The sequence below is a fragment of the Magnetospirillum sp. UT-4 genome, assembly GCF_902729435.1.
Taxonomy (GTDB): Bacteria; Pseudomonadota; Alphaproteobacteria; order Rhodospirillales; family Magnetospirillaceae; genus Magnetospirillum.
Genome location: NZ_CACVCG010000057.1, coordinates 83,859 through 97,784 on the forward strand (window position 1 = coordinate 83,859; position 13,926 = coordinate 97,784).

Here is a 13,926-nt window from a genome sequence, read left to right on the forward strand (position 1 = left end):
TCAGATATTGTAGCGATCGGCCTTGTAGCGGCCGAGATGGGCGGGATCGGCGAACCAGGCGACGGTCTCGGCCAGGGCGCGGGCGAAGCCGTCGCGTCCGCCCCATTCCGGCCGCCAGCCGAGCAGGCGGGCGGCCAGCGCGTTGTCGCCCCACAGCCGCTCGACCTCGCTCTTCTCGGGGCGCAGGCGGATTTCGTCGGTCTCGATCTCCAGGTCGCAGCCGATCACCTCGGCGATCAGGCGGGCGGTGTCGCCCACCGAGATCTCGTAGTTGGAGGCGGCGTTGATGACCTCGCCCTCGATGCCGGGGGCCGTCATGGCGGCCATGAAGGCGCCCGCCGTGTCCCTGACGAAGTTGAAGTCGCGGGTGGGATGCACCGCCCCCAGGCGGATGCGCCGCTGGCCCGCCAGCAGCTGGGTGATGATGGTGGGGATCACCGCGCGGGCCGACTGCCGGGGGCCGAAGGTGTTGAACGGGCGCAGGATGGTCACCGGGGTGGCGAACGAGCGATGGAAGGCGATGGCCATCTGGTCGGCGGCGATCTTGGTCGCCGAATAGGGCGACTGGCCGACCAGCGGGTGGTCCTCGGTGATGGGGACGAAGCGGGCGGTGCCGTAGACCTCGCTGGTCGAGGTGTGGACGATGCGCGACACACCCAGGTCGCGGGCCGCCTGCAGCACGTTCAGGGTGCCGGTGACGTTGGTCTGAACATAGGCGTCGGGGGAATGGTAGGAATAGGGGATGGCGATCAGCGCCGCCAGGTGCAGCACGGTGTCGCAGCCGGCCATGGCGGCGCGCACCCCGTGCGGATCGCGGATGTCGCCGGCGAAGACGTCCAGGTTCGCGCGGATGTCGGCGGGCGAGTCGTCCAGCCATCCCCACGAATTGAAGGAATTGTAGAGGACGAAGGCGCGCACGTCGTGGCCGGCGCGCACCAGCGCCTCGGTCAGGTGCGATCCGATGAAGCCGTCGGCGCCGGTAACCAGGATCTTCTTGGGCATGGGCGGTACGTTATAGCCGGGCGCCGACGGCCGCAACCCCCATCCCCGCGGAAGCCGCGGCCATTCCGCTTCCTTTCGCCGCGCCCGCAAGGTTAGAATGCCTTGCCGTCCAGGCATAACCGCAGCAACGTCCGGTATCCACGTGCCCCTTCGCCCGCCCTCGATCCCGGGTCCGGACCGAAACTGACCCCATGCCCCTCAGCCTGTCCGACATACCTGTCATCGCCGCCGCCGCCGCGCTGTTCTATGCGCTGGTCGCCGTCTGGGTGCTGGTACCGCAGGCCAGGCGCCGGCTGGATCGGCTGTTCACCATGCCGATGCCGCACAACCAGCCGCACCTGGCCGCGCTGGATGGCGTACGCGGGTTCTGCGCCATCTGGGTGATGACCTTTCATTTCTGGCAATGGCACCGCGGCATCTTCGAGGAACTGGTGCCATGGTTTCCGCCTATCCGCGACGGTGCCAACGCGGTGTCGGTCTTCGCAGCCCTGTCGGGCTTCCTGATCTACCGTTCGGTGAAGAACCTGGCCGGTCCCGAGGATCTTCCGACCTATCTTAAGCGCCGCTTCCTGCGCATCTACCCGCTGTATTTCGTGACCACCGTCGTGGCGCTTTTGGTATTTCCGCCCGCCGGCCTTTCGTTCAGCCGGGTGATCGCCGAATTCTCCATGGCCCGCTCGCTCGGCTACGGCGTTTTTCTCAATCCGGTGGCCTGGAGCCTGTATGTCGAGGTGCTGTTCTACGTGGTGCTGCCGGTGTGGGTCTGGGCGGCGCGCGGCAAGCTGGTGCCGTTGACGGTGACGGCGGCGGTGCTGTTCGCCCTGGCCTCCAGCGGCACCCGCGAGGTCGATCTCTGGAAGTTCTTCGCGGTGGGAATCCTGGTATCCGAGGCGATCGACCGCCTGGTGCCGACATGGAACGGGCGCAAGGCGTTCGCCGTGTTCGCCCTCGGACTGGTCCTGGTGGCCGCCAGCTATCACAAGCATGACCTGCACCGCCAGGCGATCATGGCCCTGGGGACAGGGCTTCTGTTGGTCGGCATCGTGGCCTGGAGACCGGCGGCCTGGGCGTTCTCGACCAGGCCCATGCGGGTGCTGGGAACCATCTCCTACAGTGTCTTCCTCTGGCATCCCTTCGTCATCTGCTGGATTTTCCCGACGGTGTTCAACGGCAGCGGATCCATCGCCTACACCGCGCCGCACACGCGAATGGACCCGCTGCTGCTGCCGTTCGTGTTCGTTCCCGCCATCCTGCTGTTCAGCGCCATCTCGTACCTGGCGATCGAGCGACCGGTGCTGTACCGCAAATTTCGCGAGAAGGGGCGGCCTGAACCGGCGCCCGTGCCGCTGTGAACGGGATGCCCGCGACGGTGATGCGGTGAAATCGGCACACCGCCTCTTCGCGATCCTGGGCTGGTCCTGGCTGGCCGCGGCATGCCTGGTCTATTTCGCCCAGTACCGGGACATGCTGCCGTCGGTCCTCGCGATCCTGGGGCTGCGATGACGGCGGCCCTCGTGTTGCTGGCCGAGTTCGCCGCGAGCCTCGGGCTCGGTGCGCTGCTGCTGCGCCTGCTCGGCCTGGGCAAGGTGCTGGCCGGACCCGACGGGTCGGTCTTCGCCTTCATTCTCGGATTCGGCGGGCTGGGCTGGCTGGTCTTCCTTCTTGGCGTTCCCGGGCTGCTGACGCCGGTCTGGCTCACCCTGCTGCTGGTCGCCGGCATCGCCGCGACGCCCCTGCTGCGGCCGGCCTTGCGGGGGATCACGCCGCCTCGACTGGATTCCATCGGTTGGACCCTGGCGATGCTGTTGGTCGCGGTCGCGTCGATGGACGTTGCCGAGGCACTGGCGCCGCCCACCGACGCCGATTCCCTCGCTTATCACTTCGCCACCCCCCGGCGTTTCGTCGAGGCCGGGCGCATCGAGTTCATCCTGCGGCCGCTCGACGGCGCCATTCCCCATCTGGTCCAGATGACCTACATTCCGGCCCTCGCCCTCGGCGGCGAGCGGGCCATGACCTTTTGGGTCATGGTCACCGGATGGATGGCCGTGGCCATGACCTTCCGGCTGGCGCGGCCCTACCTGTCGCTGAACTGGTCGCTGGCCGCCGCCCTGCTGTTCGCCACCCTGCCGGCGACCGTGTACGCCGCCGGGACAGGGCAGGTCGAGGTCCGCATGGCATTGTTCGCGGGCGTGGCGGCCCTGGCGGCCGGCCGCGCGGCGGCGAGTGGCGGGATGGGATTCGCCGCCCTGGCCGGCCTGACCACCGGGTTCTTCGTCGGGTCGAAGTATCTCGGGCTGCTGTTCGCGGCGATGATCGGTATCGTCCTGCTGACGGGGCGTCGGCCCATCCGCACGGCCCTGGTCTGCGCCGGGGCCGGTCTGTTGGCGGGCGGGCAGTGGTATGTCTGGAACGCCATCCATACCGGCGATCCGGCTTTCCCCATGTTCTTCCAGTACCTTGGCAAACCCGATCTGGGCCTGTGGAACGGGGAGCAGGACGCCTACTTCAAGAGCGTCTACCTGGAAAGCGAAAGGCCGCTGCGGCGCTCCCTGTTCAACCTTTTCTTCTTCCCCGTGCTCGCCTCCGTCGCACCGCCGGCGGTGACCGAGGCGAGGCAAGTCGGTTTCGGCCCGTTCGGCCTTCTGGTGCTGCCGGTCGCATTGAGTGCCGCCTGGCTCTTGCGGCGGTCGATCCGCCGCGGACCGATGCTGTCCTTCATCCTTACCTGCGCGGGCTTCTACGTCCTGTGGTTCTTGACCGGAACACCGCAACGCCTCCGCTTCCTGTTGCCGGTGGTGCCGCTGCTGATCGTGGCCACCTTCGCCGCCATCCATCGGGTGGCTGCCCTGAGGCCATATCTGACGGCGGCGGTCATCGTGTCGCTGTCGTTCCAGTTCGCCGTCTCGGGCTTGTTCGCACACAAATATGTATCGTATTTGTTCACGTCTGAGACGAGACAGGAATACCTGAAAAAACATCTTCTCATGTACGATGCCGTCTCTTTGGTGAATTCCAACGTGTCTGACAGCGACACATTGCTGATTTCAGAGAGACAGCTTCTTTATTATGTGCATGCCAAGACCCTGTTCGCGTCTCCGCATACGCAGGCGCTGATTGACCTGCGGCCGGACTTCGACGACCCGGCCGCCAGCTACCGCCAGCTGGTTGCGGCCGGAATAACCCATGTGCTGATCCGGGGAACCGAGGGTCCGATGCCCCGGCTGGCGCAGACCGACTGCCTGACCCTGGTCGGCACCACGCCGGCCAGGGTCCTGGGATCGCGCACATTCGACGCCGGCAGTGCCCAAACCGTCGATGTCAGGCTCTTTGCCGTGAACCGCGATGGTTGCTTAAGGAACTAGGGTCCGTACTCAATTAGGGTGTGGCCTGCGCCGAGACGAATTTGCCCGCCTGGCAGGAAGGACGCGCAGCGCGATGTGGACCATCGCGCAAGCGGCCTGACGCACCGGGAGGGCAAATTCGTCCGGCCCGGAGGGTTGGCGTTCCAAGGGCGCCCTGGTACGTTGCCGCCGCTAGGCGATGCGTCCAGCATCGCCGTCGCGCCGGCGCCTGCCATTGCGCCCTTGGAACGCCAACGCAGGCCACACCCTAATTGAGTACGGACCCTAGAGAACCGCCACCCATTCCCCCGCCAGGGTGAACTCGTCGCCGCCCAGGCCGCGCTTGAACGCCGCCACGCCCGGGGTCAGGCGATCATCCATGCCGCCCAGGTCGAACCATCGGCAGCCGCGCTCCTTCAGCTCCAGCAGGGACCGCCACAGCAGCAGGTGGTTGCCGCGCAACCGCCGCCCCGAGTCGCCGTTCCAGCCGATCAGATAGGTGGCGGCGGCGCCGTGGCGGGCCAGCAGCACCGCCGAGGCCGGCTCGCCTTCTGCGCGGGCGATCAGGGTCAGCAGCTGGTCGGCATCGCCGTGGCGGGCCAGCGCCGCCAGCAGGCCGGGCGGGAGGGCCTCGAAGCCCTTGTCGGCGGCCATTTCCCGGTAATGGGGCAGCAGCCAGTCGAGCCCGGCCGGCCCTTCCGTCACCGCCACCTCCAGCCCCGCCTTCTCGGCATTGACCAGCATGTTGCGCCACTTGCCGGCCAGGCCCTTGCGCAAAGCGGCCTCGTCGCGGGCGAGGTCCAGCCACGCCGACGACCATGCCGGCCCCCGGCGCGGGCGGTAGCCGGCGGCCCGCAGCAGCGCCGCGTCCCCGGCCGCCACTTCGGGCGCCGCCAGCAGGGCGCCGGCGCGGAACCAGCGCCACGGCCGGCGCAGGGCGGCGAGGGCGGCGATGCGATCCTCGACCGAAAGATCGTCATCGAACCACACCGGGCCACGATTCAGGCGGGCGATGCAAACCGGGCCGATGCGCTTTTCCAGCACCTGGGCCACCGCCACCGCCACGGTGCCCACCGCGATCACCGCCCGGCGCGGGCGCCAGCCCTCGGACTCGGCCTTGGCCTCGCCCCAGGCCCAGTCCTGCAGCAGCGCCGAGCGCCCGGCCTCGAACAGCATGGCCTGGTAGGCGTCGCGGTTGTCGATCCAGTCCAGGGTGGCGGTCACGGCGCCCCCTTCAGCGCGCGGGCATAGGCGGCGGCCAGGGTCTCCGGGTCCAGCGACTGGTGGCAGGGCAGCAGCAGCAATGTGGCGCGCAAATCCCGGGCGCTCGAGCCCGGCGCCGCCTCGGGCGGCAGATCGGGCCAGCTCTCCACCGGCAGGCCGGCGGCCCGCAGACGGGCGTAGAGACCGGCCGCCACCCGATGGGAGGCGCAGCGCATCACCAGACGATACGGGGTCCAGCCGCCGGGCGGGAACAGCGGCTCCCATTGCGCCAGCGCAACGATGGCGACGGACAGGGCATCGGCGTTGGCGCGGCGGCGGCGGGACAGCGCGTCCAGGTCGGCGCGGGCGATCAGCGCCGCCCCGGCCGGCGACGGCATGGCGGTCGCCGCCAGGGCGCCGGGCGCCGGGTCCGAGGCGAAATCGGGCTGGCCGCCGGGCTTCAGGCGGGCCAGCAGCGGCCCGGCCGGGCTCTTCTGGATCAGGCGCTTGAGGCGCCAGCCGGCGGTGGGCGGATGGCTCCAGCCCAGCGCCGCCACCGCCTTGCCCAGATGCCCCTCGAGCCGGGCGGCGCCGGGGCGCACCACCATCACCGCCCCGTCGGGCACCGCCAGCAGCTTGTGCGGGCTATAGAGCGCCACGTCCCCCGCCTCGCCGATCCCCGCCTGGGGCCGCAGCACGTGGGCGCAATCCTCGACCAGCAGCGCCCCGGTGGCGTCGCAATGGGCGCGGGCCGACGCCAGGTCCGCCGGCCGGCCGAAATAATGCACCGCCACCAGAATGTCGCAGGCGGGCAGCGGCCCGGCCGGGGCCAGGGTGGCGCCGTCCACCGGGAAGAACGCCAACTCGGCCCGGCCCTGGCGCAGCGGTCCCAGCGAGCCGGCGCAGATGTAGTCGGGCAAGGCCATCAGCGGCGCCCGCCCGTTGGCCGCCGCCCAGGCATCGGCGATGGCGGCCAGCGACCACGCCGAGCGCGACAGCCACAGCGCCCCCAGGTCGCCGTCGCGCCGCCAGGGCCGGGCCAGCGCGGCGCCGTCGGGGGCCGTCAGGAAGCGCAAGGCCAGCAGCTCGACCCAGCCGGGCAGCGGAGCGGTGGTGATCACGGCGCCACCTCCTCGGCCGGCACCAGCCGGGCCAGGAAATCGGGCCGTTCCCCGCTGGCGAAGGGCAGCGCCGCCAGCACCGACACCAGGCGCGGCAGCAACAGCACGCCCTGGCGCAGGGCGGCCAGTCTGGCGCCGCGCCCGAGATGGCCGCGCACCGCCTCCACATGGATGATCAGGGTGCGCAGCAGCACCGGACCCAGCACCGGCCCCGGCAGCCGCTTCAGCACCCCCATGTGGCGCTTCAGGATGGCCAGGGAACAGGCGACCTTGCGGTCGAGGCGGCTGGTGATGCCGTCGGCGGCCAGGGTGTAGCGCAGCAGCGGCTCGGCGAAGGTCTCGAAGCGGCCGCCGGCCCTGGCCAGCACCGCCAGCCACAGCTCGTAATCCTGGGCCGAGCGCAGGGTATCGTCGAAGCCGCCCACCGCCACCACCGCGTCGCGGCGCACCAGCACGGTGGAGCTGGAGATGAAGCCGCGCAGGAACAGGGTGCGGTAGGGATCGGCGGGGTTGGAGAGATAGCGGGCGCGGCTGTCGATGAGGTGGTCGCCGGCGGCATCGACGCCGAACAGATTGTGCGAGGACATCACCAGCCCCCCACCCGCGGTCACCGCCAGGCTGCGCTCCAGCTTGGCCGGCAGCCATTCGTCGTCGGCATCGAGGAAGGCCAGCCAGGTGGCGGCGGATTCCGCCACCGCCCGGTTGCGCGCCGCCCCGGCGCCACTGTTGCGCTGACGGAACAGTCGCAGCCGGGTGGGACCCAGGTCCACGGCGCGGGCCGCCGCCAGGGTGTCGTCGGTGGAGCCGTCATCGACCACGATGACCTCGCGCGGCGGCACGGTCTGGGCGCGAATGCTGGCCAGGGCGCGGCCGATGGTGGCGGCGTTGTTGTAGGCCGGCATGATGACGGTGACGTCTGCCAGCTCAACCGGCATCGGCGACCTCCTCCAGCGTCGCCGAAGGCGGGGCATCCAGGCGCAGCTCGCCATGCAGGCGGATGGTCAGCTCCAGCATGACCAGGGCGTAGAGGCGGAAGGCGTGGCGGCGGGGGTCGGCGGCCAGCTCGCCGATGCCGGCCAGGGTCCAGAAGCCGCGATCCAGGGCGCGGCGCTGGGTCAGCAGCCGCGCCGCCGCCTTGCCCAGCGTCCCCTCCATCCAGGCCGGCACCGGCGAGGCGAAGCCCTGCTTGGGCGCATTCAGCACCGAATCGGGCAGGTATTCGGCGGCCATGGCCCGCTCCAGCGCCTTCTGCCGGCCGCCGGGGGTGCGGATGGAGGGCGGCACCGCCAGCGCCGCCTCCACCAGCCGGTGGTCGAGGAAGGGCACCCGACCCTCGACGCTGGCCGCCATGGTGGTGCGGTCCAAGAGCAGCAGCAGGTCCTCGGGCAGGTAGGTCTGCAGATCGGCGGCCAAGGCGGCGCTCTGGGCCGGTCCCTGGAAGGCGGCGTAGGCGGCGCGCTGGGCCGGCTGGGGGCGCGCCTGGATGTTGCCGATCAGCCGGCGCAGCGGCGGCGGGAATTGGGTGGTGTGATCGTTGAGATAGCCGCCGCCGTCGCTGGTGAAGCGTCCGGCCCGGGCCAGCCGCCAGGCGGTCATGGGGGCGACCAGGGCGATGGCCGGCTCCACCAGGCCATGGCGCAGCCAGCCCGGCAGGCTGGTGTAGCGGGCTTCGACCGGCAGCGGGAAATAGCGGCCGTAGCCGGCGAACAGCTCGTCGCCGCCGGTGCCGTTCAGCACCACCCGGGTCTCGCGCCCCAGCACCTCGGAGATCAGATGGTTGGGCAGCAAAGCGGCGTCGAACAAAGGTTCGTCGCAATGCCAGGCCAGACGCGGCAGCAGCGCAGCGGCTGTATCGGTGGCCAGCTCGAATTCGGTGTGGTCGGTGCCATAGCGCTCGGCCACCATGCGGGCCAGCGGCGATTCGTCATAGGCCGCGCCGGCGAAGCGCACGGTATAGGTCTTCAGCGGCCGGTCCAGCTGGCGCGCCGCCAGCGCCACCATCAGCCCGGAATCGACGCCGCCCGACAGCAGCGCCCCCACCGGCACGTCGCTTCTGAGCTGCAGCCGCACCGAATCGGCCAGCAGATCGGCGAGGTGGCGGCGGATGGCAGGCTCGTCGGCGGGCAAATCGGGGGCGGCACTGGGACGCCAGTAGCGCTCCACATTCACCGCGCCGTCGCGCCCGGCCGTCAGGACGCTGCCCGGCGGGAGTTTGTTGACGCCCCGGAACAAGGTCGCCGGGGCCGGCACGTAGCCGTGGGTGAGATAGGACGACACCGCGGCCGGGTCCACCTCGGGCTCCAGCAGGCCCGAGGCGAACAGCGCCTTGACCTCGGAGGCGAACAAGATGCCGCCGCCGTTCAGACGCGCCCAATAGAGCGGCTTGATGCCGAGACGGTCGCGCACCAGCAGCAGGCGGTGGTCGCGGCGGCCATAATGCGCCAGGGCGTACATGCCGTTGAGGTCATGGACGAAACCCTCGCCCCGCTCCAGGAACAGGCGCAGGCCCGCCTCCATGTCGCCCTGGGTGCGGAAGACGTGGCCGCGGGCCGCCAGCTCGGCGCGGATTTCGCGGTAATTATAGATCTCGCCATTGCCGAGGAAGACGTGCTCGCCGCCCGGTTCCACCAGCGGCTGGTCGCCGGTGGCCAGGTCGATGATGGCCAGGCGCACGAAGCCGGCCTGGAAGCGGCGGTCCTCGGAGACGTGGATGCCCTGGCCGTCGGGGCCGCGATGGCGCATCACCTTCAGCATGGCGCCGAGATCGGCGGTAACGGCCGAGGCGCCGTCGGGCAGATAGAGGCCGGCCAGCCCGCACATCAGAGCGCCTCCACCGTCAAGGTGCCGCGCCAGGGCAGCACGGCCTCGGTCTCGAAGGCGAGGACGGTGCCGGGGCTGCCTTCCCCGTAGGCATGCCACAGGGTGAGCGGCGAAAGCGCCGGACGCGCATCCTCGGCCGCCACCCGCCAGCGCCGCCCCGAGGGCTGGGTCAGGATGGCGGCGCCGCCGTCCACCGCCACGGCGGCACCGGTGACCAGCCGGCGGGTGATACGGTGACGTCCGCGTCCCTCGACCGTGTCATCGACGCGCATGGCACCCTCGCGGAACCGCCACACCCGCTCCACCGCGCCCAGCCCGAAGCGGCGATAGCCGTGATGGACCAGCCGCACGCCGTCGGGAATGGCCTCCAGACCCGCCGGCCCGGCCTGGGCGGCGCGGAACTCGGCGGCGTAATAGGGGCGGTTCTGCGGATAGGGGTCGGCCCCGTCCACGCTGAGGCCGCCATGCACGCCGGCCCCGACATAGGGATCGGCCTCGCCGGCCTGGGCATAGGAGCCGCGTCCGGCATCGACGAACAGGGCCTCGCCGCCCGCATGCAGCTCGGGCGCGCCGCAATCCTGGTGGCCGTGGCCGGGCATCATGGACCAGCCCTCGGGCTCGCCGTGCCACAACCCGCTCCAGCCCGCGATGTCGCGGCGCAGCCAGCCCTCGACCGAAGCGGCCGGCGGCGTGCGGTCGCGCAGTTCCGCCAGGGCGGCGCGGTCGGCCACCGCCAGCAGGCCGGTCCAGCCCGCCGCCATGGGCCGCCCCGGCAGCAGGCAGGACAGGTGATCGGGCGGGCAATCGGGCGAGATGTCGCCCATCAGCGGGAAGCGGCCGGGCAGGTCGAAGTGCGGCAGCACCGCCATGGCGCCGGCCAGGACGGCGCCGAAGGCATCCGTTTCGGGGCGGGAATGGGTGCGCGCGGCCAACCAGACGCTGGCCCATTGGCGAGTCAGCAGCAGATGGTAGTGGGTCGAGCCCTCGCGCAGCACGCCCGAAGGGCGGAAGATGCGCTCGCCTTCCGCCAGCAGGATGCGCGCCCCGGCCTCGGTCGCCCGCTCCAGCCCCAAGGCCAGGCCCAGCAGATAGAGGCCGCGGCCGTTATTGGCGCAGTGGTTCGAGGTATGATGGTCGCCGAACCATTCCAGGCCGGCGGCGATGGCCGGCGCGTGGGCGGCCAGCGGCGCCGCCGCATCCTCGGGCAGTCCGTGGCGGGCGGCGAAGGTGAGCAGGTTGACCGCCCGCTCGGCCGCCGTATAGGGGTGCCAGGCCATGGACCCGTCGGGCGCCGGGTGGCGGCGCGCCCAGGCCGACCACATCGCCCCGACCCAGCGCGGATCGGCGCCCGAATCCATCAGCGGCACCCAGGCGAAGCGGTGCAGCGCCAGCTGCGTCTCGACATCGGCGAAGGTCCCGGCCACCGCCGCCTCGGCCCCGCCCGGCGGCACCGTCGGCGTGATGCCCGGCAGGCGCAGGACCAGCGGCCCCTCGGGCTCGCCCGCCGCCAATGCCGGCAGCGCACGGGTCGGCGCCTCGAGCGGCAGGCCGGGCCAGTCGGGGCCGAGATAGGCGGGGCGGTGGGCAACGAAGCCGGGCTCGGCCGGGGTGCGGCCCAATGCCCGCGCCAGCAGCCACCGGCGTAGCACCGGATCGGCGGCGAGCTGGCGGCCTTTGCGGGCGACGGCGTGGAACATGGAGAAGCTTGTAGCGAGAATGGGCGCGGGACGCTATAGAGGATCGCGCCGCAACCCTGCCCGGAAGCCATGTCCAGCCCCGCCACCAAGTCCGACATCCAGGCCTTCTGGAAGGCGCTCTACGATTCGCTGTACGAGGACGTGGACCGGGGGCTGACCCGTGACGCCCTGCTGTCGGCCATCGACGACCTCGAGGACATGTTCCGCCTGCGCCGCCACATGGCGGTGGTGGAGATGCCTCTGGCCGAGCTGAAGGGCAAGCGGGTGCTGGAGATCGGCCCCGGCGCCGGTGGCCATTCGGCGCTGTTCGCGCGCCACGGCGCCATCATGACCTCGGTCGACCTGACGGCGGCGCGGGCCCGCGCCACCAATGCCAAGTTCCGCCTGCTGGGCGCGCTGGCCGAGGGCTGCCAGGCGCTGCAGGGCGACGCCGAGGCCCTGCCCTTCCCCGACGGCGCTTTCGATATCGTCTATTCCAACGGCGTGCTGCACCACACCCTGGACACCGAGAAGGCCATTTCGGAAGTGTACCGAGTGCTCAAGCCGGGCGGAAAGGCGGTGATCCTGCTCTATTGCAAGAGCTCGTGGCATTACTGGATCAACATGGTGCTGCCCGTCGGCCTGCTGCAGGGCCAGCTGTTCCGCGACCGCGACTGGCTGGGCAAGGCCACCGAATGGGGCGGCAAGAACCGCCAGAGCGTCGCCAACCCCATCACCCGCTGCTACACCCGCTCCGGCATCGAAGCCTTGTTCGGGCGATTCCAGGGCGTCGCCATGCGCAAGGGCGAGTTCTACTGGTACCTGGTGCCCAAGCTGGGGCGCCTGTACCGCAAGTACCAGATCAAGAAATACGGCACCCATCCCGGCGGCGTGCTGGTCTATGGCGAGCCGTGGCCGATCCAGTCGCCCATGGAGCTGAAACTGGGCGAGCTGATGGGCTTCGCCTGGTATGTCAGCGCCACCAAGCCGGCCTGATGGCTTGCCTTCGGGCCCCAAACCCGTCTAATCATTCCGGGCGCGGGCCTTGGTCCCGGCGCCGGAGGAGAACAGGTCGATGACGCTTCAGCCGGTCACCCTTCTGGACTGCACGCTCCGGGACGGCGGCTACTACAACGACTGGGATTACGACCGCGATCTGGTCGCCGCCTATCTGCGCGCCCTGCGCCTGGCCGGCATCGACATGGTCGAAATCGGCTTCCGTTCGCCGCCGCAGGCGCGCTTCCTCGGCCCCTACGCCTATTCCACCGACGAATTCCTGGCCCGCCTGCCGCTGCCCGAGGGCCTGGGAATCGCGGTCATGGTCAACGCCAAGGACCTGCTGTCCGGCGGCGATCCGGCGGCGGCCGTCGACACGCTGTTCGCGCCGCGCGCCCAATCGCCGGTGGCCATGGTGCGCATCGCCGCCCACCTGTCCGAGGTGGCGGAATGCGGGCGGCTGGTGGCGCGCCTGGCGGCGCTGGGCTACCGCATCGGCTTCAACCTGATGCAGTCGTCGGCGAGCCGCGCCGCCGAGCTGGAGGCGGCGGCCCGCGCGGTGGCCAACTTCGCAGTGACGGGCTTCGGCGCCGTCGAGGTGCTGTACTTCGCCGATTCCCTGGGCAACATGTCGCCGGCCGACATCGCCGAGATCGTCGCCATCCTGCGCCGCCACTGGAGCGGCCCGCTGGGCGTGCATACCCACGACAACATGGGCAACGCCCTGGCCAACAGCCTGGCGGCCCTGGACGGAGGGGTGACGTGGCTGGACGGCACGGTGCTGGGCATGGGCCGCGGTGCCGGCAACGCCCGCATGGAATACCTGCTGATCGAGCTGGCCCGGCGCGGCCTTTCCCGGCTGTCGCCCGAGGCGCTGTTCCCGCTGGTGATGGATCAGTTTGCCAAGCTGCACCGGCGCTACAACTGGGGGCCGGGCCTGTTCTACTATCTGTCCGCGGTCCACGACGTGCATCCCACCTACGTGCAGATGATGCTGGCCGACGACCGCTACCGGCCGGACGAGATCATCGCCGCGCTGCTGCATCTGGGTCAGGCCGAGGGGTCGCACTTCAGCGGCGAGAAGCTGAAGAGCGCGCTGGCCAGCGGCGCCGCGGCGACCACCGGCAGCTGGTCGGCGGCCGGTTTCGCCCAGGGCCGCGACGTGCTGCTGCTGGCCCCCGGCCCGGGCGCCGAGCGCCACGCCGAGGCGCTGGCCGCCTATGTGGAGCGGCAGAGGCCGCTGGTGCTGTGCCTGAACGCCAAGGGCGTGCTGCCACCGGCTTCGGTGGACGCCTACGTCACCAGCAACGCCCGCCGCCTGGCCATCGAATCCGACCTCTACCACGCCATGGGACGGCCGCTGATCACCCCGCTGGGGCTGCTGGACGATGCCACCGCCGCCTTGCTGGCCGGCATCCCCACCCACGATTACGGTCTGGCGATCGGCAGCGGCTTCTCCGCCGGCGCCACCCAGTGCGAGATTCCCCACCTGCTGCCGGCCGCCTATGCCCTGGCGGTGGCCAATGCCGGCGGGGCCAGGCGCATCCTGCTGGCCGGCTTCGACGGCTTCGCCGCGAGCGATCCGCGCCAGCACGTCATGACCGAGGTGCTGCACGCCTACGAGGCGGCCGGCCTGGCGCCGCTGCTGGCGCTGACCCCGACCAGCTATCCGGTGGCGCAGTCGTCGGTGTATGCCGTCGGCGACGGATAAATCCTTAGGGGACGGATGGTTGCATTCGGTGGAGCGCTTGGGCTATAGACCGACCG

The 13,926-nt window shown here is 70.7% G+C and carries 10 protein-coding genes; 4 read left to right on the plus strand and 6 right to left on the minus strand.

Annotated features, from left to right (window positions below):
• Complete coding sequence (locus MTBUT4_RS09470; RefSeq protein ID WP_173979441.1) at positions 1 to 1,002, minus strand: NAD-dependent 4,6-dehydratase LegB; 1,002 nt, start codon at positions 1,000 to 1,002, stop codon at positions 1 to 3.
• 191 nt (positions 1,003 to 1,193) lie between these two features.
• On the opposite strand from MTBUT4_RS09470, the gene MTBUT4_RS09475 reads away from it, so the two are divergent.
• Together MTBUT4_RS09475 and MTBUT4_RS09480 are read left to right on the plus strand one after the other, a co-directional pair.
• Positions 1,194 to 2,354, plus strand: coding sequence for an acyltransferase (locus MTBUT4_RS09475; protein WP_173979442.1), 1,161 nt, complete (start codon positions 1,194 to 1,196; stop codon positions 2,352 to 2,354).
• A gap of 147 nt (positions 2,355 to 2,501) precedes the next feature.
• Positions 2,502 to 4,364 carry a hypothetical protein gene (locus tag MTBUT4_RS09480; RefSeq protein WP_173979443.1) on the plus strand — a complete coding sequence of 621 codons (1,863 nt, stop codon included), beginning with the start codon at positions 2,502 to 2,504 and terminating at the stop codon, positions 4,362 to 4,364.
• 264 nt (positions 4,365 to 4,628) lie between these two features.
• On the opposite strand, the gene MTBUT4_RS09485 is transcribed toward MTBUT4_RS09480, so the two are convergent.
• From MTBUT4_RS09485 to MTBUT4_RS09505, 5 genes are read right to left on the minus strand one after another with little or no spacing between them, the layout of a single operon-like run.
• Entirely contained in the window at positions 4,629 to 5,567 is a 939-nt protein-coding gene (locus MTBUT4_RS09485; RefSeq protein WP_173979444.1) for a GNAT family N-acetyltransferase, read from the minus strand.
• On the minus strand, positions 5,564 to 6,667 hold the full coding sequence (locus tag MTBUT4_RS09490; protein ID WP_173979445.1) for a DegT/DnrJ/EryC1/StrS family aminotransferase: 1,104 nt from the start codon (positions 6,665 to 6,667) through the stop codon (positions 5,564 to 5,566). The genes MTBUT4_RS09485 and MTBUT4_RS09490 overlap by 4 nt, the downstream gene beginning before the upstream one ends.
• Complete coding sequence (locus MTBUT4_RS09495) at positions 6,664 to 7,602, minus strand: glycosyltransferase family A protein (protein WP_173979446.1); 939 nt, start codon at positions 7,600 to 7,602, stop codon at positions 6,664 to 6,666. The genes MTBUT4_RS09490 and MTBUT4_RS09495 overlap by 4 nt, the downstream gene beginning before the upstream one ends.
• Positions 7,592 to 9,487: an asparagine synthase (glutamine-hydrolyzing) gene (gene asnB / locus MTBUT4_RS09500; protein WP_173979447.1), complete on the minus strand. Its 1,896-nt coding sequence runs from the start codon at positions 9,485 to 9,487 to the stop codon at positions 7,592 to 7,594. Before asnB ends, MTBUT4_RS09495 begins: the two co-directional genes overlap by 11 nt.
• Positions 9,487 to 11,184: a heparinase II/III family protein gene (locus MTBUT4_RS09505; protein ID WP_173979448.1), complete on the minus strand. Its 1,698-nt coding sequence runs from the start codon at positions 11,182 to 11,184 to the stop codon at positions 9,487 to 9,489. Before MTBUT4_RS09505 ends, asnB begins: the two co-directional genes overlap by 1 nt.
• A 69-nt stretch (positions 11,185 to 11,253) precedes the next feature.
• On the opposite strand from MTBUT4_RS09505, the gene MTBUT4_RS09510 reads away from it, so the two are divergent.
• Positions 11,254 to 12,159, plus strand: a complete 906-nt coding sequence (locus MTBUT4_RS09510; protein ID WP_173979449.1) for a class I SAM-dependent methyltransferase — start codon at positions 11,254 to 11,256, stop codon at positions 12,157 to 12,159.
• Positions 12,160 to 12,238: 79 nt separating this feature from the next.
• Positions 12,239 to 13,870, plus strand: coding sequence for an aldolase catalytic domain-containing protein (locus MTBUT4_RS09515; protein WP_173979450.1), 1,632 nt, complete (start codon positions 12,239 to 12,241; stop codon positions 13,868 to 13,870).
• Positions 13,871 to 13,926 lie beyond the last annotated feature (56 nt).